This window comes from Geobacillus sp. B4113_201601 (assembly GCF_001587475.1).
GTDB lineage: Bacteria > Bacillota > Bacilli > Bacillales > Anoxybacillaceae > Geobacillus > Geobacillus icigianus.
Map to the genome: position 1 here is coordinate 39,095 of NZ_LQYX01000007.1, position 20,051 is coordinate 59,145.

A 20,051-nucleotide genomic window follows, 5' to 3' on the forward strand; every position below is an offset into this window, starting at 1 on the left:
GATGGGGGCAAACAAAACGCTGCGGGAAGGGTACACGACCGGATCGTGTGCGACGGCGGCAACGAAAGCGGCTCTCACCGCGCTCGTTACCGGTCAGGTGCAGACGGAGGCGACGATTCGGCTGCCGATCGGTCGGGTCGTCACTTTCGCTGTTGAATCGTGCGTGATCCACGGCGCGACGGCGACCGCGGCGGTGGTGAAAGACGGCGGCGATGACCCGGATGCGACGCATGGCGCCCGCATCGTTGCCACCGTTTCTTGGGCGCCGGAGCCCGGAGTCCATCTTGACGGCGGAGAAGGGGTCGGGCGGGTCACGAAGCCGGGATTGCCGGTACCGGTCGGCGAAGCGGCGATCAATCCAGTACCGCGCAAAATGATTCACGAAGCCGTCAACGAAGTGCTCGCGCAACACGGCGTTGACCGCGGGGTGAACGTCGTCATTTCCGTGCCGGGCGGCGAAGAGATTGCGAAAAAAACGTTGAATGCTCGTCTTGGGATCATCGGCGGCATATCGATTTTAGGAACGCGCGGCATCGTCGTTCCGTTTTCCACCGCCGCTTATCGGGCGAGCATCGTGCAGGCGCTGCAAGTGGCGAAGGCGAACGGCTGCCGCCATGTCGTCATTACGACCGGGGGACGGAGCGAGAAATACGCCATGCAAGAATATCCCCATTTGCCGGAAGAAGCGTTTATCGAAATGGGCGATTTTGTCGGATTTACGTTAAAGCAGTGCAAACGGCTCGGCATGGAAATGGTGTCGATGGTCGGCATGATGGGGAAGTTTTCCAAAGTCGCCCAAGGCGTCATGATGGTGCACTCGAAAAGCGCGCCGGTTGACTTCGGTTTTTTAGCAGCGCTCGCTCGACAAGCCGGGGCTTCCAAGGAGCTGGTTGACGCCGTGCGAGGGGCGAATACAGCGGCGCAAGTCGGCGACATGATGCAAGAAGCCGGCTGCACGAAGTTTTTCGAGCTGTTGTGCGAAGCGTGCTGCCAGGCGGCGCTCAACGAAGTCGGGGGCGGCTTGAACGTGGCTGTGTCCATTTACACGATGAACGGACAACGATTAGGAAAGGCGGTGCTGTTGGATGGCGACGATGAAGTTGATCGGAGTGGGAGCTGACGGGCCAGCGAGCCTTCCTGAGCTGTATCGACGCTGGATTGACGAAAGCGAATTGCTTGTCGGCGGCGAACGGCAGCTGGCGATGTTTCCGGCATATGAAGGAGAAACGATCGTGATTCGCAGCGGGCTGAGCGAGCTCGTCGAGCGGCTCCGCCATGAAACGCGCAACACGGTCGTGCTCGCTTCCGGTGATCCGCTTTTTTACGGAATCGGCAGTTATTTAGCCGGCAAACTGCCGATCGAAGTGTATCCGGCTGTCAGCTCGGTGCAATGGGCGTTTGCCAAAATGGGCGAGTCTTGGCAAGACGCGGTGTTCCTCAGCGTCCATGGCCGGCCGTTAACGGGCTTGGCCCAACGGATCGACGGGAGGCGCAAAGTCGCGATTTTAACGGATGAGACAAATTCACCAGCCGCCATCGCCCGCTACTTGCTTGCATACGGCATGACCGAGTATGAGGCGTTTGTCGGCGAGGAGCTCGGCGGGCCGAATGAGCGGTGCCGGTTTTTCAAGCTAGAAGAAATGGCGGAAGCCGAGTTTCTTCCATTAAATATAGTCGTGCTGCGGAGGACGGCGCCCAGTCCTTCTTGGCCGCTCGGCATTGAAGATGATGAGTTTTTCCAGCGCAAACCAGACAAAGGGTTGATTACGAAAAAAGAAGTGCGCGTGCTCAGCTTGAGCGCTTTGCGTTTGCGCCCGGACAGCGTCGTCTGGGATATTGGCACGTGCACCGGTTCGGTCGCGATTGAAGCGGCGAAAATCGCCCGCGACGGGGCGGTGTTCGCCATTGAAAAAAATGAACATGATGTGGAAATTTGCCGGCAAAACTTGCGCAAATTCCGCGTCGACATCACGCTTGTGCACGGCAAGGCCCCTGATCGGCTTGATGGGTTTGCTGATCCGGATGCCATCTTTATCGGCGGCACGTCAGGGGCGATGGCGCCGCTGTTGGACGTCTGTGCGAAACGGCTGAAGAAAAACGGGCGCATCGTGATCAACGCGGCGACGGTGGAGACGCTTGCCGAAGCGTGCGCCGCTTTGCGCGAGCGCGGGTTTCAAGTGGACATTACGCTGGCGCAAGCATCGCGCAGCAAACCGATTTTGGACTTGACGCGCTTTGAGGCGTTAAACCCGGTTTATATCATCGCGGCAAAACGGGAGGGAGACGAATGACCGGCACATTGTACGGCGTTGGCGTCGGCCCCGGCGATCCGGAGCTCATGACGGTGAAGGCGTATCGCCGCCTGAAAGAAGCGGACGTGATCGCGTATCCGAAAAAGGGACGGCAAAGCAAAAGTTATGCGGAACAAATCATTGATGCGTATTTTGCCCCAGAGGAAAAACGGCGTCTCGGCTTGCATTTTCCAATGACAAAAGACCCAGCAGTGCTTGAGCCGAAATGGAACGAGGCGGTGGACGCCATCTGGGCGGAACTGGCGGCCGGACGCGATGTGGCGTTTGTGACCGAAGGCGATCCGCTGCTGTACAGCACGTTCATCCATTTGATGCGCGTGATGGAACAGCGTTATCCAGAAGCGCCGATTGAAGTCATCCCAGGGGTCAGCTCAGCGAACGCTGCCGCCGCTCGGCTGCGTTGGCCGTTGGCGGATGGGGATGAAACGGTGGTGATCGTGCCGGCGCGCGACGATTACGAGGCGATGAAAGCCGCGCTTCTTCGACACGATTGCGTCGTTTTTTTTAAGGTGGCGAAAGTGATCGATCTCCTGCTCGACTTGCTGCGGGAGCTCGATTTGCTTCAGCGCGCCGCCGTCATCACGAAGGTGACGTCCGGCGAGGAAGTGGTGTGGAACGTTGAGGAATTGGCTGGCGCGTCGCTCGAATATTTGACATTGATGGTGGTGAGAAAGTGAAGCTGTATATCGTAGGGGCGGGGCCGGGAGCGCCGGACTTGATCACCGTCCGCGGCGCCGAGCTTTTGGCTGCGGCGGATGCCATTTTTTACACCGATTCGTTGGTGAGCGAGGAATTGATTGAACGCTACCGGAAGCCGGAAGCGGACGTTTTTCATACCGCCGGCATGCATTTAGAAGAAATGGTCGCGGCGATGGTGGAACAAGCGAAACAAGGCCGGCTTGTCGTGCGTGTCCATACCGGTGATCCATCGATTTACGGGGCAACGCTTGAGCAAATCGCTTTGTTGAAAGAAGCAGGAATGGAAGTGGAAATCGTCCCCGGCGTCAGTTCGGCGTTTGCCGCTGCCGCCGCTGTGCAGGCTGAACTCACCGTTCCGGAACTGACGCAGACGGTCATTTTCACGCGCGCTGAGGGGCGGACGCCGGTGCCGCCGCGCGAACGGCTGGAAGAGCTGGCCAAACATCATTGCACCCTCGTCTTGTTTTTAAGCGCGACATTGGCGAAAAAAGTGAGCGCGGCGCTGCTTGACGCCGGCTGGAGCGGCGATACCCCAGCGGTGATCGTCTACAAGGCGACATGGCCGGATGAGCGGATCATTCGCACGACCGTTGCCGCTATGGCGGAAGAGATGCGCCGTCATCGAGTGACGAAGCACGCGATTATGCTGATCGGTTGGGCGCTTGACCCGTCCGTTCATGAACGTGGCTACCGTTCGCGCCTGTACGACCGCACGTTTACGCACGGATACCGGAAGGGGGAAGGACAGCGTGAACAAGATTGAGGAACACGGACGATATGCGGTTGTCGCCATTACGAAGCATGGGGTGGAGACTGCCCGTCGGCTGGGCCGCACCCTAGCTGGAGCAGACGTCTATTATACGGATAAGTTTGCTCGCGGCGACGAACAAGAACAACAGATTCGCCTGTTTTCCGGCAACGTCCGGGCGCTGTTGCCGGAACTGTTCGCCCGCTATGACGGCCTTATTTGCCTCATTTCGCTTGGCGCCGTCGTGCGGATGATCGCCCCGCTCTTAAAAGACAAAAAGACCGATCCGGCGGTCGTTGTCATCGATGATAAGGCGGAGCATGTGATCAGCGTGCTGTCTGGTCATTTAGGCGGGGCGAACGACTTGACGCGGCGCGTCGCTGCGATTCTTGGCGCCCGCCCGGTGATTACGACCGCTTCTGACGTGCAGCAGACGATCGCCGTTGATTTGTTCGGCCGCGAGTTTGGCTGGGAATGGGAGTCGGATGACAAACTGACGCCGGTGAGCGCTGCGGTCGTGAACGAAGAGCCGGTGGCGATCGTGCAAGAGTCCGGGGAACCGGATTGGTGGCCGGAGGGGCGGCCGCTGCCGAAAAACATCACCGTGTACGGCTCAATCGCGGAGGCGCTTGCCGCCCGTCCGGCGGCCGCGCTCGTGGTCACTCATCGTCTGCTTGAGCCGGATGAAGAGGCGATTTTGCAAAACGGTGTGCTGTACCGCCCGAAGGTGATCGCCCTTGGCATCGGCTGCAACCGCGGCACAGCGGCTGATGAAATCGAAGCGGTCATCCTCGAGACGCTCCATGAGCTGCGTTTTTCGCCCAAAAGCGTCAAAGCGGTGTGCACGATCGATTTGAAAAAAGACGAGCCAGGGCTTCGCGAAGTTGTCGGCAAATACGGCTGGGAGTTCGTCACGTACACGCCGGAGGAGCTGAACGCGGTGCCGATCGAAGCGCCGTCCGAGACCGTCTACCGCTACACCGGCGCGTATGGGGTGAGCGAGCCGGCGGCGAAATTGTACAGCGGGGCCGAGCGGATGGCGCTCGTGAAAAAGAAAGCGGGCAATGTGACGATTTCGGTGGCGTTGATTCGCCATAGACGAGGAAAGGGGAGCGAGTCATGCGACGATTGGTCATCGCCGCCCCGGGAAGCGGCGCCGGCAAAACAACGGTGACGCTCGGCTTGATGGCGGCGCTGAAGCAGCGAGGCTATACGGTGCAAGGGTTTAAATGCGGCCCGGACTACATCGATCCGACTTACCATACGGCGGTCACCGGCCGGCCGGCGCGCAACTTGGACAGCTGGATGATGGGAAGCGAAGCGGTCAAAACGGTGCTCGCCAACGGCTGTCAAGGAGCGGATATCGCCATCATCGAGGGTGTGATGGGGCTGTTTGACGGGAAACAGCCGCTCTCGGATGAAGGATCGACGGCGGAAATTGCCGTGCTGACGCAAAGCCCGGTGCTGCTTGTCGTCGATTGTTCCGGGATGGCCCGCAGCGCGGCCGCCATCGTCCGCGGCTTTCAGACGTTTCGCCCCGACGTGCGCATGGCTGGCGTACTGGCCAACCGTGTCGGCAGCGAAGGGCATTTTCGGCTCGTCAAAGCGGCGATTGAGCAGACGTGCGGAATACCGGTCGTCGGCTATTTGCCAAAAGCGGAAGAGCTGACCTTGCCGGAGCGCCATTTAGGGTTGGTGCCGTCCGTAGAGCGGGGGGAGCTCGACTCGTTTTTTGCCGAACTGGGAAAAAAAGTGATGCGCACGATCGATTGGGAGTTGCTGCTTTCCATCGCCGAAGCGCCGGCTTTCGGACCGTCCGCGCCGCTCATTCGCCCCTCGCGGCCGTATCGGGCGCGCATAGCGGTCGCGAAAGATGCCGCGTTTCATTTTTACTATCCTGAAAATCTAGAAATGCTTTCGGCCTGCGGCGCGGAGCTAGTCTACTTTTCCCCGCTCGCCGGCGAACCGCTTCCTGATCGGGTGAACGGTTTGTACATCGGCGGCGGGTTTCCGGAGGAGTTTGCCGACCAGCTCGCGCGCCAGACGGCGGTCAAGCAGTCGATCCGCGCCGCCATTCGGAGCGGGCTGCCGACGCTCGCCGAATGCGGTGGGTTTATGTTTCTCACGGAACAGCTTGTCGCGACGGACGGCACGGCTTATGAGATGGCCGGCGTCATCCCGGGGCGGGTCGTGATGAAAACGAAACTGGCTGCTCTTGGATATCGTGAAGTGCACGGAAGAAAAGGAAACTTTCTTTTGCCGGAGGGAGAACAGGCGCGCGGCCATGAGTTTCACTATTCCGTGTACGAACCGCGGGGCGAGACGCCGTTCGCTTATACAACGAGCGGCCGGAAAGGAACGAAACCGGACGGGTATTTGGCGCACCGGCTCGTTGCCGGCTATGTCCACTTCCATTTTGCGTCCGCACCGATGATGGTTGAGCGCTGGCTCGCTGAATGCGAGAAGGTGACGATCTATGGCTAAAGCGCTGCCCATCATGTTTCAAGGCACCCATTCCGATGCCGGTAAAAGCGTCATCGCCACCGCTTTTTGCCGGCTGTTTGCCCAAGCCGGCTGGAAAACGGCCCCGTTCAAGGCGCAAAACATGTCGCTGAACGCCTACGTTACGCCGGACGGGAAAGAAATCGGACGGGCGCAAGGCATTCAGGCTGAAGCCGCCGGTGTGCCGGCGCGAGCGGAAATGAATCCGATTTTGCTGAAGCCAAGCCGAATGAATGAATCGCAAGTGGTTGTGCTCGGCCGACCGTACGCCACCATGCCGGCGATGGCTTACCGAAGTGAATTTTTTGAGCAAGGATTGGCCATCATTCGCCAGTCGCTTGACACGTTAATGAGCGAGTATGAGCGGATCGTCATCGAAGGAGCGGGCAGCCCGGCCGAGGTGAATTTAAACGACCGTGAGCTCGTCAACATGCGCGTCGCCCGACTTGCCAACGCCCCGGTCGTGCTGATTGGCGACATTGAGCGGGGTGGGGTGTTCGCGAGCCTCGTTGGAACGTTGACGCTGCTGGAACCTAGGGATCGAAAGCGGGTCATTGGTGTGATCATCAACAAGTTCCATGGCGATCGGTCGCTTTTGCAGCCGGGCCTCGATTGGTTTGAACGTTACACCGGGGTGCCGGTGCTCGGCGTCGTTCCGTACTTGCCCGATTTGGCGATCGATGCCGAAGATTCGCTGGCGCTAGAGCGTTTCGCCGCCTCATCCGGTGGCGAGCGGGCGATTGACATCGCTGTCATCCGCTGTCCGAAAATCGCCAATTTCACCGATATTGACCCGCTGCTCGCTGAACCGGATTGCCGCGTCCGGCTAGTGACGCACGCCGCCGAGCTTGGCGAGCCGGATGTCATCGTGCTTCCCGGCAGCAAAAACACGATCGAAGACCTCGTGTACATGAAACAGCGCGGGCTCGCCTCCCGCATCGCCGCGCTTGTCGCCGAAGGCAAAACAAGGGTTGTCGGGATATGCGGCGGCTATCAAATGCTCGGAGCGGTCATCCGCGATCCCCATGGGGTCGAGACATCGCTTCCCGAGGTCAAAGGACTCGGGCTGTTGCCGATCGAGACGACGCTGGAGCGGACGAAAGTGACCGTTCGTTCGAAAGCGGTGCTGACATGGAACGGGAACCGATTGGCCGTGCAAGGATACGAGATTCATATGGGGCGCTCGACACCGCTTGCCGGCTATGTTCCGCTGATGGAGGACGATGGGGGCCAGATGGGGGCGAAGCGCGACGATGGCCGCGTTCTCGGCACCTATATGCACGATTTGTTTCATAACGATGCGTTTCGCGCCGCGTTTTTCAACGACATTCGCAAGGAAAAAGGGCTGTCGTTATCGGAACCCGTCCCGTTTCGCGCTCTCAAGGAAGCGGCGTTTGACCGGTTAGCCGCCCACGTTTGCCGACATGTGGCGGTCGAACGGATCGAACAGATAATGCGGCAATTTCAGCATGAGTAAGCTCTGAAAAACGAGGCGCTCGCATGACTGACCCGCGCTTCGACCTTTGCGGTTTTCCGGAGTCCGGCGCCGGCGAAGCGAGCCCGGTCGCACGCTTGAGGCAGGAAGCGGAAAGCAAGTGTTGTTCGTTCGTTTCTTTTCCCACGGCACCGTCTGAAAATAAAGGCTTTTGCGCTCTCGCAATCCTAGATGAGAAAGGAGGAAGCGCCTATTCCCGTGAAAAGGGAGGATGGCGCGTCCATGATGAACGTTTCCATCCCGCCGATCCGCCGCGAAATGGCGGAACAAGCCCGTGCTTATATTGATCAATTGACCAAACCGCCCGGCAGCCTTGGCCGGCTTGAAGACATAGCGGCTGAGCTCGCCGGCATGACAGGGGAGCTTCTCCCGCGCGTCACTCCGCCCGGAGTGCTTGTGTTTGCGGCCGATCATGGCGTGGCTGCCGAAGGGGTATCGGCCTATCCAGCTGAAGTGACAGCGCAAATGGTGTCCAATTTTGCCAACGGTGGAGCGGCCATCAACGTCTTCAGCCGGCACATCGGCGCGTTGCTTCAGGTGATCGATGTCGGTGTCGCCGCACCGATCGTTGATGAACGCGTGATTCAGAAAAAGGTGCGCCCGGGGACAAACAATTTCGCCATCATGGAAGCGATGACGATGTCCGAGGCAGAACAGGCGCTTCATGTCGGCTACGAGCAAGCGGTGTCCGTCATTGGCCAAGGCGGTCGCACGCTCATTGTCGGCGAGATGGGCATCGGCAACACCACCGCCGCCAGCGCCTTGTTGGCCACCTTGACCGATGAGCCGCTTGAACGCATTGTCGGCAAAGGAAGCGGGATTCGGGAAGAGAGATTGGCTCATAAACGGGACGTCATCCGTCGAGCGCTTTTGCTTCATCAGCCGGATCCGGCGAAGCCGGTCGAATGGCTGGCGAAAATCGGCGGGCTGGAGATCGCGGCGATGGCTGGAGCGATGTTGGCCGCAGCGGAGCGGCGCATTCCGATCTTGCTTGATGGCTTTATTTGCACGGTGGCTGCCCTTGTGGCCCGCCAATTTGCCCCCAACGTCGCAGAGTATATGATCGCTGGTCATCGTTCGCAAGAGCCGGGGCACGACATCGCTCTTCGCTTGCTTGGCAAAGAGCCGCTGTTGGATTTGCGCATGCGGCTTGGCGAAGGAAGCGGAGCCGCTGTGGCGTTCCCGCTCTTCGTGGCGGCAACCGCCATGGTGAATGAGATGGCGACGTTTGCGTCCGCGGGCATTTCGACAGGGGAAAAGAAAGGGGAGAAACAAGCATGACCGTCGGCAAAGTGTATTTGGTCGGCGCCGGGCCGGGGGATGAAAGGCTCATCACGGTTTACGGCCGCGAATGCTTGGAACGGGCGGACGTTGTCATTTACGACCGGCTCATCAACCGGAAGCTGTTGCACTATGCGAAGCCGGGCGCCGAGCTTCTTTACTGCGGCAAGGAGCCGGGAAAACATGATACGGTGCAGGAACAGATCCATGACTTGCTCGTTGACCGCGCGCGTCAAGGCCAGACGGTCGTCCGCTTAAAAGGCGGCGATCCGTGCGTCTTTGGCCGCGTCGGTGAAGAGGCGGAAGTGTTGGCGAAAGCCGGAATTCCGTTTGAAATCGTTCCAGGGGTGACATCCGGCATCGCGGTGCCGGCGTACGCTGGCATTCCCGTCACTCATCGCGATTACGCCGCCTCGGTGGCGATGGTCAGCGGCCATCGGAGCGAGCGGATCGACTGGGAGGCGCTCGCCCGCGGCTGCGATACGATCGTCGTGTACATGGGAGCGGCTAACTTGCCGGATATTTGCGGCCGGCTGCTGGCGGCCGGAAAGCCAGCGAATACGCCGGCGGCCATCATCGAATGGGGGACGACGGAGCGGCAGCGCACGGTAGCGGCGCCGCTTTCGACACTGCCAGACGAGGCGAAAAAAGCGGGCATTTCCCATCCGGCCATCATCATCATCGGTGAGGTCGTTCGTCTGCGTGAGACGCTCCAATGGTTTCCGGAGCGGCAAGGGGGCATGGTCGATGCCGACGCCTCGTCGTAGCGGGCGGGTCATCGTTTATACCGGCGATGGAAAAGGGAAAACGACGGCCGCCTTGGGTTTGGCGTTGCGCGCCGTCGGCCGAGGAATGCGAGTCGCTGTGCTGCAGTTTATCAAGTCGCCTGAGCGCACGTACGGCGAGCAGTTGGCGTTGCGGCGTCTCGGTGTCGAGGTGCGCCAGCTCGGCGCCGGCTTCACATGGACGAAAACGCCGGAAGTGCACCGCGAAGCGCTGCGGCGCGCTTGGGCAGTGACGAACGAGTATGTCCATTCCAACCGGTATGACGTCATCGTGTTGGATGAATTGAACAACGCCGTGGCGATTGACCGGTTTCCGATCAGCGACATCTTATCCGTCAACGATGTGCTGGAACTGATCCGCACCCGTCCGCCGGCGCTCCACCTTGTCATCACGGGCCGCGCGGCGCACCCCGAGCTGATGGCGGCCGCCGATATCGCCACGGAAATGAAGCTAGTGAAGCACGACTATGAACAAGGGACAACGGCGATGAAAGGAATTGAATTTTAGTAGCACAAAAAAGCGGCGCAACCAAGGCCGCTTTTTTTGCAGGTTAGGCATGTTCATCGGTTTTGTCATGTTGGGCTTTGTTTTGCCGCCGCCCTTTGCTGTTGTCACCGGAAACCGGGCCGTCGAGCAGCGCCATCGGATCTTGCGTCGGCGTGTTTTGATTCCGGCTTCCTTTATTTGGCCGCTTCGTCATCGCCGCCACCTCCTTTTGCGCCGGGTTGCATCATTAGCATCCGCCTCTCAACCGATTTTATTCGCGAACGCAAAAAAACGGGGCAACGCCATCAGCGGCGTTTCCCCGTCGTTCGTTCGGATGCTGGCAAACAAGCGGCCAAGGCGAACAGGTTAGTAAGCGTAACCGCCGAAAGCGGCACCGACAATAATCAACAAAATAAACAAGACGACGATCAAGGCAAATCCGTTGCCATACCAAGCGCCCATCCCGATTCACCTCCCCATCAAGCCTACCATATGATATGCCGCATCGGCGTGAATGACTGGGGGAATTGTCGATAGGTGACGAAAATGAGAAAAACGCCTTGCCAGAACAGCGAAGGCGTTTTTTCGACATGTTCTTTCTTTTCGCGGGCGAGCGCGGCATCGTCCGGGTGGCCAAACGAGCCGCTTTTTCGCCGACATGCCGCTTATTCCCACTCGTAAGGCGTCTCTTGATAAACGTAATAGTTCAGCCAGTTGATCAACAGCAAATTGGCGTGCGAACGCCATGTATTGAGCGGCATCTGGCTCGGGTCGTCATTCGGAAAATACGATTCCGGCGGTTGGATGGGCAGCCCTTTCGCCAAGTCCCGTTCATACTCTTCTTTCAGCGTTGTGGCGTCATATTCCGGATGGCCGGTCAAGAAAATTTGCCGGCCGTCGTTTGAGGCGACGAGACAAACGCCTGCTCGTTCAGCCATCGATAAAATCGTCAGCTCTGGCACCTTTTCGATGTCTTCGCGCTTGACATCCGTATGGCGCGAATGCGGCATGCGAAACACATCGTCGAAGCCGCGCAACAGCTTAACGTTTTTCACTTCCACCGTATGGTTGAACACGCCGAAACATTTTTCCGGCAGCGGATATTTCGGAATCCCGTAATGGTAATACAAGCCGGCTTGCGCTCCCCAACAAATATGTAACGTTGAAGTGACGTTCGTTTTCGTCCATTCCATAATGTCCGTCAATTCATCCCAATACGTCACTTCTTCAAACGGCAGTTGTTCGACCGGCGCTCCGGTGATGATCATCCCGTCAAATTTCCGATGGCGGATTTGCGGAAAAATGGTATAAAATTGATCCAAATGATGTTTGCTTGTCGTTTTCGGTTCATGGGTCGCCGGGCGCAAGAAGGTGATGTTCACTTGCAGCGGCGAGTTGCCGAGCAGCCGCAGCAGCTGCGTCTCCGCTTTTTCTTTTTCGGGCATCAAGTTTAAAATGACGATGTTAAGCGGGCGGATGTCTTGTGAGTAAGCCCGTTCTTCATCCATGACGAAAATGTTTTCCTGTTCGAGTATTTCCTTGGCCGGCAAATCCTTTGGAATGTTGATTGGCAATGGTGTCCCCTCCGTTTCGGTCTCGCTATTAAATATCTTAATTATAAAAACTTTGTCAACATTCTTCAATGGCTTTTTTGCTCTGAAACCGCTTGCGAATCAAAAGGAGGGATGGCAATTGGATCCGACGGCGTTTGACAATTTAAAAACAGTGCTGGAAGGGGCCGTGTACGACGCGGACTTGCAAGGGCGTATCGCCGTCGTCGACCGCCGCGATCTTGTCGATTTGGCTCGTTTGTTGCGGGAGTACGCCATTTCATTTCGGCTCAATGATGCGCCGGATCCGTTCGTCGTCTGCACTGCGCGGCTTTCGCTCGATTTTGCTGAGCTGGCCAACGAGCGGCTCTATCGCGGCCAAGCCGGCTGCCGACTCGCTCTTTTGTTTGCCCTGCCGGTTCGCCGTTTGTCCGTTTGTCCGTTCATTGAAGGAACGTTGCGGACGATTTGGGGACGGGAGCGAATCATCCGACAAACGCTCCGCTTCCCATTTCCGCATGAACGCGGTCCGTATGAAAATGAAGTCGCGGTTGAGTTTGCCCGCCTCATTTATGAAGAAAATGCGGCCGATTTGCCGGCGATGGTGCCGTATATGATTTCGTCGCTCGAGCAGCTGCAATCGTTCATTGACTAGCAGCGATGCAAAAAGTGGAATGAAACGATAAAATCCGTTATGATGAGGATGAGGTGAAAAATCATGAGTGTATATCAATTTAGCGCCAAAACGATTCGTGGTGAGGAACAACCGCTTTCCGTCTATCAAGGCAAGGTGCTGTTGATTGTCAACACGGCGAGCCGTTGCGGTTTTACGCCGCAGTATAAAGAACTGCAAGAGCTATATGACGACTATCGCGATCGCGGGTTTGTGGTGCTCGGCTTTCCGTGCAACCAGTTCGGCGGCCAAGAGCCGGGGACGGAAGAGGAAATTGAGCAATTTTGCCAGCTCAATTACGGCGTGACGTTCCCGTTGTTTGCGAAAGTCGATGTAAATGGCGATCACGCCCACCCGCTGTTTCACTATTTGAAAGAGCAAGCGCCGGGGGCATTAGGAACAAAGGCGATCAAATGGAACTTTACGAAGTTTTTGGTCGACCGTAACGGCCAGGTTGTCGCTCGTTTCGCCCCGCAAACGAAGCCGCACGAGTTGAGAAAGGAAATTGAAAAGCTGCTGTCAAACAAGGAGGGGTGACGTTTGCGCATTCAAGCGATTGAACCGACGCCAAGCCCGAACACGATGAAAATTTTGCTTGACGAAGAGTTGCCACCCGGCATGCGCCATAACTATAAATCGGACAACATCAGCGAAGCGCCGCCGCTTATTCAAGCATTGCTGCGCATTGACGGGGTGAAAAGCATCTACCATGTCGCCGACTTTTTGGCGATTGAACGCCATCCGAAATACGACTGGCGCGACATTTTGGCGAACGTGCGCAAAGTGTTCGGCGAGGAAGCGGATGACGGCGCCGCGGCCAAGCCGAAAGGAAACGAACATTTCGGCGAAGTGAAAGTGTTCGTGCAAATGTTGTACGGCTTGCCGATGCAAGTCAAGCTTGTCGACGGGGAGCGCGAGCATCGCGTCGGGCTGCCGAAACCGTTTATGGACGCGGTCATTGAGGCGCAAAAATACGCGGGAAATGTCGTGCTTGAGCGAAAATGGGTCGAAAAAGGAGTGCGCTACGGCACGTTTGAGGAAATCGGCCGCGAAATCGTCGATGAGCTGTCGGCCGCCTATCCGCCCGAGCGGCTCGAGCGGATCGTCAACATGTTCCGCCGCGGCGAGCAGGAAAAAACGGCGCAAAAGCGGCCAAGCCTCAAAGTGACGAGCGAGATGCTTGATGACCCGGACTGGCGCAAACGGTATGCCGCGCTCGAACAGATGGCTGAGCCGACCGAGGACGATATCCCGGTGTTGGCGAAGGCGCTTAAGGATGAAAAAATGGCCATCCGCCGTTTGGCGACCGCGTATCTTGGCATGATCGGCGGCAAAAAGGTGCTTCCGTATTTGTACGAAGCGTTAAACGATCCGGCCGTTGCGGTCCGCCGCACCGCCGGCGACTGTTTGTCCGACATCGGCGATCCGGAGGCCATTCCGGCCATGATCGAAGCGCTAAAGGACGAAAGCAAGCTCGTCCGTTGGCGCGCGGCCATGTTTTTGTACGAGGTCGGCGACGAATCGGCGCTCGCGGCGTTAAAAGCGGCGGAAAACGATCCGGAGTTTGAAGTGAGCTTGCAAGTGAAAATGGCCATTGAACGGATCGAAGGCGGTGAAGCGGCGAAAGGGTCGGTTTGGAAACAAATGACCGAAAGCCGGAAAAAAGAAACAGAGGCGGAAAAAGAGGTTGACTGAAGAGGCCGGTGCTGTGGGGAAGCATGCCGCTTTCCGGCATCGCTGGTTTTGTCCGGGCCGGCCGCCGTCTTCGTTGCTTTTCTTGCTTGAAATGTAGTATGCTGATGACGCGATCACGATGAGATGGAGGGATGATGGTCATGTCGATGGCGTACGAAGACTATATGCGCCAGCTCGTGCAACCGATGCGCGACGAGCTCGTCCGCGCCGGCTTCCGCGAACTGCGCACGAGCGAGGAAGTCGAGCAGTTTATGGAACAAGTGGAAGGAACGACGTTTGTTTTTGTCAACTCGGTGTGCGGCTGTGCGGCTGGATTGGCGCGCCCCGCGGCGACGCAAGCGGTGCTGCAAAGCGAGAAAAAGCCGGATCATTTGGTGACGGTGTTCGCCGGTCAAGATAAAGAGGCGACGGCGAAAATGCGCGAGTACTTTGTCGGCTATCCGCCGTCCTCGCCGTCGATGGCGCTCTTAAAAGGAAAAGAAGTCGTTCATTTCATTCCCCGTGAAGAGATTGAATTTCATTCGTTAGAAGAGGTCATGGCCAATATTGTCTCCGCTTTTCAAACGCATTGCCGCTAATGGCCGATGCGTCCGCCTCTTTGCCGCCGGGGCCGCCTCGCGGGCGGTTGGGTGCGCCGGCATCCGCTCCCGAACAGGCGCGCCGTCCTTCTTCGCTTTCGCATACGGAGGCGCGCCGCCGGGAACGATAAAGACGGAGGTGATCGGCGTGCCGAAGCGGAAAAAAGATCGTTCGAAAACGGGCATCAGCGCCCCGGACGTCAGAGGACAAGGGACGACACAAGCGGAAACAGGCGCTTATGAGCTTGACTCCGCCCGCAAAAAAACGAAAGTGGACTAAAAAAGGAGCTGACCCAAAAGGTCGCCTTCCTTCCAGACAGGCACAACATATCGTGTGGCAGAAGCAGTCAGTACGTATATATAGCGAAAAAGAGGGCGTCCCGGTCCATGGGGGACACCCTCTTTTTCTTTGCCCCTGTTAGGCATTGGCGATGCAGCTGTAAATGAAATACAACAACGTAATGAGGCTGGCCGCAAAAAAGATCGTATTCATACCCCATTTTCCCGCCTTTCTGTCTATATTTTCCCCTTGAACATATGGTACACTATTCATATAACCATAGTATATACCAACGAAAGCAAAAAGGAAAAGCGGTTTTTGTCTTGGCAAGGGGAGAGGAATGGCGATGAAAAAAGCGAAGCGAATGGCCGCGTTTTCGGCGTCTGTGTTTGCCGAGCTTGCGGCGTATCGAAAACAGCGGCATCATCTTCACGACGAATGGATCGATTTAAGCGTCGGCAGCCCGGATTTGCCGCCGGCGCCGTTTGTGCGCGAGGCGCTCGCTCGCTACGCTCATGAACCAAACGCGTATGGCTATACATTAAAAGGCATTCGCGAGTTTCATGAAGCGGTCGCGGAATATTACCGGACTTCGCACGGCGTCACGCTCGATCCGGAAACGGAAGTGACGTACGTCATCGGGTCGCAGGATGGACTTGTGCATTTGCCGATCGTGTTCGCCGACCCGGGCGATGTGATTTTGCTGCCGGATCCCGGGTATCCAGCGTACGCCGCGGGAGTGGCCATGGCGGAGGCGGAGCCGTATTTTCTGCCGCTTAAGGAGGAAAACGGATTTTTGCCCGACTTGGGAGCCATTCCGGAAGAGATCGCCAAACGGGCGGTAATCATGTTTTTGAACTTTCCCGGCAACCCGGTGCCCGCGATGGCGACGGAATCGTTTTACCGCGAAGTAGTTGAGTTTGCGAAACGCTACAACGTGCTTGTCGTCTCCGATTTTGCCTACGGCGAGCTGTATTATGACGGAAACAAGCCGGTGAGTTTTCTTTCTGTTCCAGGCGCAAAGGACGTTGGTGTGGAGATCAATTCGTTGTCAAAAAGCTACCATATGGCCGGCTGCCGTGTCGGCTACGTATGCGGCAATGCCGAGGTGATCCGCGCCTTCGCTGAATTCAAATCAAATTTGGATTACGGCATTTTTTGGCCGATTCAAAAGGCGGCTGCCGAAGCGCTTCGTGACGGCGCTCCTTTTTGCGCCCAAACTCGCGCCATCTACCAAGCGCGCCGCGACGCCCTCGTTTCCGGGCTGGCCGAAATCGGTTGGCACGTGGACCGTCCACAAGCCGGCATGTTCGTGTGGGCAAAAATTCCGGACGGGTTTACATCGCTGTCGTTTACGAACGAACTGATTGACCGCGCCGGCGTCGTGGTGACGCCTGGGCATGCGTTTGGGCCGAGCGGTGAAGGGTACGTGCGCATCGCTCTCGTCCAGCCGGAAGAAGTGTTGCGCCGGGCGGTGGCGAAATTAAGCGCGACCGGCTTGTTCGCGTCTTCAGCCGCTAGGCGGCGGTAACGGGAGGTGAAGGCGATGAAACTGCCGACTTGGCTGCGAAAAGCGCTTGTTGCCGCCATTACCGTTTCCACGTTTGGACTTGTCACGCCGCCCGCCTCATTGCTGGCTGCCAAAGAGCCGCCGTCAGACGATGCCTCGTCTCCTGATTGGCAACACAATCCAGTCGGTCGTGCCGATGAAGCCGGCTCCTTGACGCGCGCCCAATTCATTGAGCAGACGATCGAAAAGGCCGCTACCCAGTCGCATGAAAAATTCGGTCGCAAAATCGCTCCGGTTATTGAAGATGAGTTTCGCACCGTCATTTTGCCGCGCATCGAAACGGTGATCGCTGAGCTTGCCGAGCGTTATCCGGAAGACGAACTCCGCTATTTGGCGGTTTCAGAAAATCCGTCCGGCGGGCAAGGGGAACGCATCTTTCATTTGTATCGGTCCGATACGGGGGAAGATCTGCTCCGCTTTCACGTCCGCCGCGAGCATCCGCCGCAAGACGGCTATTGGTTTCAGTTCCACTATCACACTTGTGAGGACGGCTTTCAAGCCCACTATGAGCTTGGGAAAATTTACTGGTCCAAAAATACGCCGCCGAACTGGCGCACCTAAGCGGTTCGCGGTTCTTTCCTAATTTTGCGCGTTTTTCCCCGCTTCGTTCTATGTTATGATTTTCATAGATTGAAAGAAAAAGAAGCGGGGGAAACCATGATGAAACGGCTGCTTATGAGCTTGCTGGTGGCGCTGTTTGCCGTTCCGCTTCTGTCGCTCTCACCGTACCCGGCCGCACATGGCGTGCTGCTCAACGAAAGCGGCTTGAAGGTGCGAACGATTCCGTCGCACGATCTGCTTGGCCGCATCGTCATCGTGCCGGAAGCGGACTTTTCCGCCGCTCAAGCCACCAAGACGATTCGCACGCTTGCCCGCATTGATCGCGCCATTTTGGAACAGGCCGCTGCTCATCATATTTACATCCAGCTGGTGACGGGCCCGATCACGAATGAGCCGACCGCTCGTCACTTGCGCGGGAAGACGCCGCGCGGCTATGCGCCGGGATCCAAAACATGGGATGAGGTGCCGGGGCTCGGCGGATCGCAGTTAGTGCTCGTCCGCCTCGGCCATAGCGAGAAAGGAAAAGGGCACGGCTCGGTCAATTTGGAGCTGCATGAGTTTGCCCATTCGCTTGATTCCATCGTTTTTGACGGCATTCACCGTTCAAGCGCCTTTCAAGCGATTTGGCGGGAGGAGGCGCCGCGGCTGTTTCCGGGCGAGTCTTATTTTTTAACGTATCCCGAGGAGTATTTCGCTGAATCGTTCGCCTATTACTACGCGAGCGATGAAACGCGGGACAAGCTGCGGGCGGTGGCCCCGAACACGTATGCATTCATCCGTCGGCTGGCGGAGCGGGGCTAGATTGACACGTCGCCTGCTTGCAAAAGAATCGGCACAACCGGTCATACGGCCGATAGAGCAAGCCCGTGTTTTCGCCGCGGTGTTTTGCGCGAAAAATCGTTGCTTGCTGCCGTCCTTATGGTATGATAAAGCGTGAGGTGAGGACATTGCGGCAATACTTGCAGCTGTTGGAAGATATTTTGGAAAACGGCATCGAAAAAGAGGACCGGACCGGCGTCGGCACGCTGTCGGTGTTCGGCCGCCAGCTGCGCTTTAACTTGCAGGACGGATTCCCGCTCGTGACGACGAAAAAGTTGCATATCCGCTCGATCATTTATGAACTGCTTTGGTTTTTAAAAGGCGACACGAACGTCCGCTATTTGCAGGAAAACGGCGTGACGATTTGGGACGAGTGGGCCGATGAGAACGGCGACCTCGGCCCGATTTACGGCGCGCAATGGCGGTCGTGGAAAGGAGCGGACGGGAAAACGATCGACCAGATCGCTTGGGTCGTTGAGGAGATCAAGCGAAACCCGAACTCGCGCCGGCTGCTAGTGAGCGCTTGGAACGTTGGAGAGCTGGATAACATGAAGCTGCCGCCGTGCCATTATGCGTTTCAGTTTTATGTGGCGGGCGGCCGGCTGTCGTGCATGTGGCAGCAACGTTCCGTCGATACGTTTTTAGGCTTGCCGTTTAACATCGCCAGCTATGCGCTGTTGACGCACATGATCGCCGAGCAGTGCGGACTTGATGTCGGTGAACTCATTTTCACCGGCGGGGATGTGCACTTGTACAAAAACCATATCGAACAAGCAAAATTACAACTGACGCGCGAGCCGCGCCCGCTCCCGAAGCTCGTCATCAAACGGAAGCCGCCGTCCATTTTCGATTACGAATACGACGATTTCGAAATTGTCGGCTATGACCCGCATCCGGCGATACCAGCGCCGGTGGCGGTGTAAAGGAGCGAAAGCGATGATCTCGCACATTGTCGCGATGGCCGAAAACCGGGTGATCGGCAAAGACAACCGGCTGCCGTGGCATTTGCCGGCCGATTTAGCGTATTTCAAACGGGTAACGATGGGGCATGCCATCGTGATGGGGCGCAAAACGTTTGAAGCGATCGGCCGCCCGCTTCCCGGCCGGGAAAACATCGTCGTCACGCGCAACCCGCAGTTTCGCCCGGACGGTTGCGTTGTGCTTCATTCGCTCGAAGAGGTCAAGCAATGGATCGCGGCGCGCCGCGATGAAGTGTTTATCATCGGTGGGGCCGAATTGTTTCGGGCGACAATGCCGATGGCCGACCGGCTGTATGTCACGAACATTTTCGCCTCCTTTCCCGGCGATGCGTTTTATCCGCCCATCCCTGAACAAGAGTGGCAAGTCGTCTCCTGTACGCCGGGAATCAAAGACGAAAAAAATCCATATGAGCACGCCTTTCTCATTTATGAGCGGAAAAAAGCGGAATGAGCGGAAAAACAGGGCGCTTGTTGCCAAACGGCAAGGCGCCCTGTTTGCATAGAAGCGGGGCAAAAAAGACACGATAACGGTATACGAACGATGCTTGGAAATGGAGGAAGACGATGAAGCATATCGTTCCGTTTGTCGTCAAGTTGGCCGCTTGGAGCGTCGTGTTGTTTTCGATATTTACGATTTTTAATGCTCCGCTCTCGTTGATTTCAGTCATGACGATCATCACGGCGCTCGTTTCCTACGTCATCGGCGATTTGTTCGTGTTGCCGCGCTTCGGCCATTTTGTCGCCGCCGCTGTTGATGTGCCGCTTTCCTTTTTGCTTATTTGGCCGGCCAGTGTGGCCCTCATTGCCCCGTCCGTCAACATGGCGTACGGCGCGTTTTTCAGCGCCTTGGCCATCGGGGCGGTCGAAGCGTTTTTCCATCTGTATATGGAAAACCACGTGCTTGAAGAAGCGGGACGCGAGGAGGCGCACCGGTGGTATGATGAAGGAAGATGGGCGATGGAGTTGGCTGAAGAGGAAGAATTTGATCAAGATCGAGATCAAGATCGGCGGTAGCGCCGGTCTTTTTTTGTTTGGC

Annotated in this window: 24 protein-coding genes; 21 read left to right on the forward strand and 3 right to left on the reverse strand. The window is 57.3% G+C overall.

Translation table 11 applies throughout. The features are described 5' to 3' along the window. The first annotated feature begins 1 nt into the window (after position 1). The 10 genes from B4113_RS01390 to cobO all read left to right on the forward strand — a co-directional run bounded on the left by B4113_RS01390 (position 2) and on the right by cobO (position 10,330). Positions 2 to 1,120, forward strand: a complete 1,119-nt coding sequence (locus B4113_RS01390) for a cobalt-precorrin-5B (C(1))-methyltransferase (RefSeq protein WP_033844907.1) — start codon at positions 2 to 4, stop codon at positions 1,118 to 1,120. Then, a complete protein-coding gene (locus B4113_RS01395; protein ID WP_033843841.1) occupies positions 1,086 to 2,291 on the forward strand; it encodes a bifunctional cobalt-precorrin-7 (C(5))-methyltransferase/cobalt-precorrin-6B (C(15))-methyltransferase in 1,206 nt (401 codons plus the stop codon). The genes B4113_RS01390 and B4113_RS01395 overlap by 35 nt, the downstream gene beginning before the upstream one ends. After that, complete coding sequence (gene cobI, locus B4113_RS01400; protein ID WP_033843842.1) at positions 2,288 to 2,989, forward strand: precorrin-2 C(20)-methyltransferase; 702 nt, start codon at positions 2,288 to 2,290, stop codon at positions 2,987 to 2,989. The genes B4113_RS01395 and cobI overlap by 4 nt, the downstream gene beginning before the upstream one ends. Further along, complete coding sequence (gene cobM / locus B4113_RS01405; RefSeq protein ID WP_033843843.1) at positions 2,986 to 3,774, forward strand: precorrin-4 C(11)-methyltransferase; 789 nt, start codon at positions 2,986 to 2,988, stop codon at positions 3,772 to 3,774. The genes cobI and cobM overlap by 4 nt, the downstream gene beginning before the upstream one ends. Then, complete coding sequence (locus B4113_RS01410) at positions 3,761 to 4,933, forward strand: cobalt-precorrin 5A hydrolase (RefSeq protein WP_231559834.1); 1,173 nt, start codon at positions 3,761 to 3,763, stop codon at positions 4,931 to 4,933. The genes cobM and B4113_RS01410 overlap by 14 nt, the downstream gene beginning before the upstream one ends. Further along, positions 4,879 to 6,243, forward strand: coding sequence for a cobyrinate a,c-diamide synthase (locus B4113_RS01415; protein ID WP_033843844.1), 1,365 nt, complete (start codon positions 4,879 to 4,881; stop codon positions 6,241 to 6,243). The genes B4113_RS01410 and B4113_RS01415 overlap by 55 nt, the downstream gene beginning before the upstream one ends. After that, complete coding sequence (locus tag B4113_RS01420; protein WP_033843845.1) at positions 6,236 to 7,738, forward strand: cobyric acid synthase; 1,503 nt, start codon at positions 6,236 to 6,238, stop codon at positions 7,736 to 7,738. The genes B4113_RS01415 and B4113_RS01420 overlap by 8 nt, the downstream gene beginning before the upstream one ends. A 240-nt stretch (positions 7,739 to 7,978) precedes the next feature. After that, positions 7,979 to 9,037 carry a nicotinate-nucleotide--dimethylbenzimidazole phosphoribosyltransferase gene (gene cobT / locus B4113_RS01425; protein ID WP_172418558.1) on the forward strand — a complete coding sequence of 353 codons (1,059 nt, stop codon included), beginning with the start codon at positions 7,979 to 7,981 and terminating at the stop codon, positions 9,035 to 9,037. Beyond that, positions 9,034 to 9,804, forward strand: a complete 771-nt coding sequence (cobA, locus tag B4113_RS01430) for a uroporphyrinogen-III C-methyltransferase (protein ID WP_033843846.1) — start codon at positions 9,034 to 9,036, stop codon at positions 9,802 to 9,804. The genes cobT and cobA overlap by 4 nt, the downstream gene beginning before the upstream one ends. Then, entirely contained in the window at positions 9,785 to 10,330 is a 546-nt protein-coding gene (gene cobO, locus B4113_RS01435) for a cob(I)yrinic acid a,c-diamide adenosyltransferase (protein ID WP_033843847.1), read from the forward strand. The genes cobA and cobO overlap by 20 nt, the downstream gene beginning before the upstream one ends. A 43-nt stretch (positions 10,331 to 10,373) precedes the next feature. Here the strand turns inward: cobO and B4113_RS20000 are convergent, their stop codons facing one another. The 3 genes from B4113_RS20000 to metA form a co-directional block, all read right to left on the reverse strand. After that, positions 10,374 to 10,523, reverse strand: a complete 150-nt coding sequence (locus tag B4113_RS20000) for a hypothetical protein (protein ID WP_172418557.1) — start codon at positions 10,521 to 10,523, stop codon at positions 10,374 to 10,376. A 152-nt stretch (positions 10,524 to 10,675) separates the two neighbouring features. Continuing rightward, positions 10,676 to 10,771 carry a YjcZ family sporulation protein gene (locus B4113_RS18375; protein ID WP_081897213.1) on the reverse strand — a complete coding sequence of 32 codons (96 nt, stop codon included), beginning with the start codon at positions 10,769 to 10,771 and terminating at the stop codon, positions 10,676 to 10,678. Between the two features lie 203 nt (positions 10,772 to 10,974). Then, positions 10,975 to 11,883, reverse strand: a complete 909-nt coding sequence (metA, locus tag B4113_RS01440; RefSeq protein WP_033843848.1) for a homoserine O-succinyltransferase — start codon at positions 11,881 to 11,883, stop codon at positions 10,975 to 10,977. 118 nt (positions 11,884 to 12,001) lie between these two features. On the opposite strand from metA, the gene B4113_RS01445 reads away from it, so the two are divergent. From B4113_RS01445 to B4113_RS01495, 11 genes are all read left to right on the forward strand, one after another. Further along, on the forward strand, positions 12,002 to 12,514 hold the full coding sequence (locus B4113_RS01445; RefSeq protein ID WP_033843849.1) for a hypothetical protein: 513 nt from the start codon (positions 12,002 to 12,004) through the stop codon (positions 12,512 to 12,514). Between the two features lie 63 nt (positions 12,515 to 12,577). Beyond that, positions 12,578 to 13,069 carry a glutathione peroxidase gene (locus tag B4113_RS01450; RefSeq protein WP_033843851.1) on the forward strand — a complete coding sequence of 164 codons (492 nt, stop codon included), beginning with the start codon at positions 12,578 to 12,580 and terminating at the stop codon, positions 13,067 to 13,069. A gap of 3 nt (positions 13,070 to 13,072) precedes the next feature. Next, complete coding sequence (locus B4113_RS01455; RefSeq protein WP_033843852.1) at positions 13,073 to 14,227, forward strand: conserved virulence factor C family protein; 1,155 nt, start codon at positions 13,073 to 13,075, stop codon at positions 14,225 to 14,227. Positions 14,228 to 14,367: 140 nt separating this feature from the next. Then, positions 14,368 to 14,805 (forward strand): BrxA/BrxB family bacilliredoxin, encoded by a 438-nt coding sequence (locus tag B4113_RS01460; protein ID WP_033843853.1) that lies wholly within the window; start codon positions 14,368 to 14,370, stop codon positions 14,803 to 14,805. A gap of 148 nt (positions 14,806 to 14,953) precedes the next feature. After that, on the forward strand, positions 14,954 to 15,085 hold the full coding sequence (locus B4113_RS18380) for a YuzL family protein (RefSeq protein ID WP_081897296.1): 132 nt from the start codon (positions 14,954 to 14,956) through the stop codon (positions 15,083 to 15,085). 340 nt (positions 15,086 to 15,425) lie between these two features. Then, a complete protein-coding gene (locus B4113_RS01470; protein ID WP_033843856.1) occupies positions 15,426 to 16,616 on the forward strand; it encodes an LL-diaminopimelate aminotransferase in 1,191 nt (396 codons plus the stop codon). A 21-nt stretch (positions 16,617 to 16,637) separates the two neighbouring features. Beyond that, positions 16,638 to 17,216: a YpjP family protein gene (locus B4113_RS01475; protein ID WP_369802211.1), complete on the forward strand. Its 579-nt coding sequence runs from the start codon at positions 16,638 to 16,640 to the stop codon at positions 17,214 to 17,216. A 99-nt stretch (positions 17,217 to 17,315) separates the two neighbouring features. Next, entirely contained in the window at positions 17,316 to 18,017 is a 702-nt protein-coding gene (locus B4113_RS01480) for a toxin (protein ID WP_033844911.1), read from the forward strand. A gap of 146 nt (positions 18,018 to 18,163) precedes the next feature. Then, complete coding sequence (thyA, locus tag B4113_RS01485; protein ID WP_033843858.1) at positions 18,164 to 18,958, forward strand: thymidylate synthase; 795 nt, start codon at positions 18,164 to 18,166, stop codon at positions 18,956 to 18,958. Positions 18,959 to 18,971: 13 nt separating this feature from the next. Then, on the forward strand, positions 18,972 to 19,466 hold the full coding sequence (locus tag B4113_RS01490) for a dihydrofolate reductase (RefSeq protein ID WP_033843859.1): 495 nt from the start codon (positions 18,972 to 18,974) through the stop codon (positions 19,464 to 19,466). A 113-nt stretch (positions 19,467 to 19,579) separates the two neighbouring features. Next, positions 19,580 to 20,029 (forward strand): YndM family protein, encoded by a 450-nt coding sequence (locus B4113_RS01495; protein WP_033020791.1) that lies wholly within the window; start codon positions 19,580 to 19,582, stop codon positions 20,027 to 20,029. Positions 20,030 to 20,051 lie beyond the last annotated feature (22 nt).

Coding starts and splice junctions, on each gene's coding strand:
- B4113_RS01390 (WP_033844907.1), top strand. CDS start 2: ATGGGGGCAAACAAAACGCTGCGGGAAGGGTACACGACCGGATCGTGT.
- B4113_RS01395 (WP_033843841.1), top strand. CDS start 1,086: ATGGCGACGATGAAGTTGATCGGAGTGGGAGCTGACGGGCCAGCGAGC.
- cobI (WP_033843842.1), top strand. CDS start 2,288: ATGACCGGCACATTGTACGGCGTTGGCGTCGGCCCCGGCGATCCGGAG.
- B4113_RS01415 (WP_033843844.1), top strand. CDS start 4,879: ATGCGACGATTGGTCATCGCCGCCCCGGGAAGCGGCGCCGGCAAAACA.
- B4113_RS01420 (WP_033843845.1), top strand. CDS start 6,236: ATGGCTAAAGCGCTGCCCATCATGTTTCAAGGCACCCATTCCGATGCC.
- cobT (WP_172418558.1), top strand. CDS start 7,979: ATGATGAACGTTTCCATCCCGCCGATCCGCCGCGAAATGGCGGAACAA.
- cobA (WP_033843846.1), top strand. CDS start 9,034: ATGACCGTCGGCAAAGTGTATTTGGTCGGCGCCGGGCCGGGGGATGAA.
- cobO (WP_033843847.1), top strand. CDS start 9,785: ATGCCGACGCCTCGTCGTAGCGGGCGGGTCATCGTTTATACCGGCGAT.
- B4113_RS20000 (WP_172418557.1), bottom strand. CDS start 10,523: ATGACGAAGCGGCCAAATAAAGGAAGCCGGAATCAAAACACGCCGACG.
- B4113_RS18375 (WP_081897213.1), bottom strand. CDS start 10,771: ATGGGCGCTTGGTATGGCAACGGATTTGCCTTGATCGTCGTCTTGTTT.
- B4113_RS01450 (WP_033843851.1), top strand. CDS start 12,578: ATGAGTGTATATCAATTTAGCGCCAAAACGATTCGTGGTGAGGAACAA.
- B4113_RS01460 (WP_033843853.1), top strand. CDS start 14,368: ATGTCGATGGCGTACGAAGACTATATGCGCCAGCTCGTGCAACCGATG.
- B4113_RS01470 (WP_033843856.1), top strand. CDS start 15,426: ATGGCGATGAAAAAAGCGAAGCGAATGGCCGCGTTTTCGGCGTCTGTG.
- B4113_RS01480 (WP_033844911.1), top strand. CDS start 17,316: ATGAAACGGCTGCTTATGAGCTTGCTGGTGGCGCTGTTTGCCGTTCCG.
- B4113_RS01490 (WP_033843859.1), top strand. CDS start 18,972: ATGATCTCGCACATTGTCGCGATGGCCGAAAACCGGGTGATCGGCAAA.
- B4113_RS01495 (WP_033020791.1), top strand. CDS start 19,580: ATGAAGCATATCGTTCCGTTTGTCGTCAAGTTGGCCGCTTGGAGCGTC.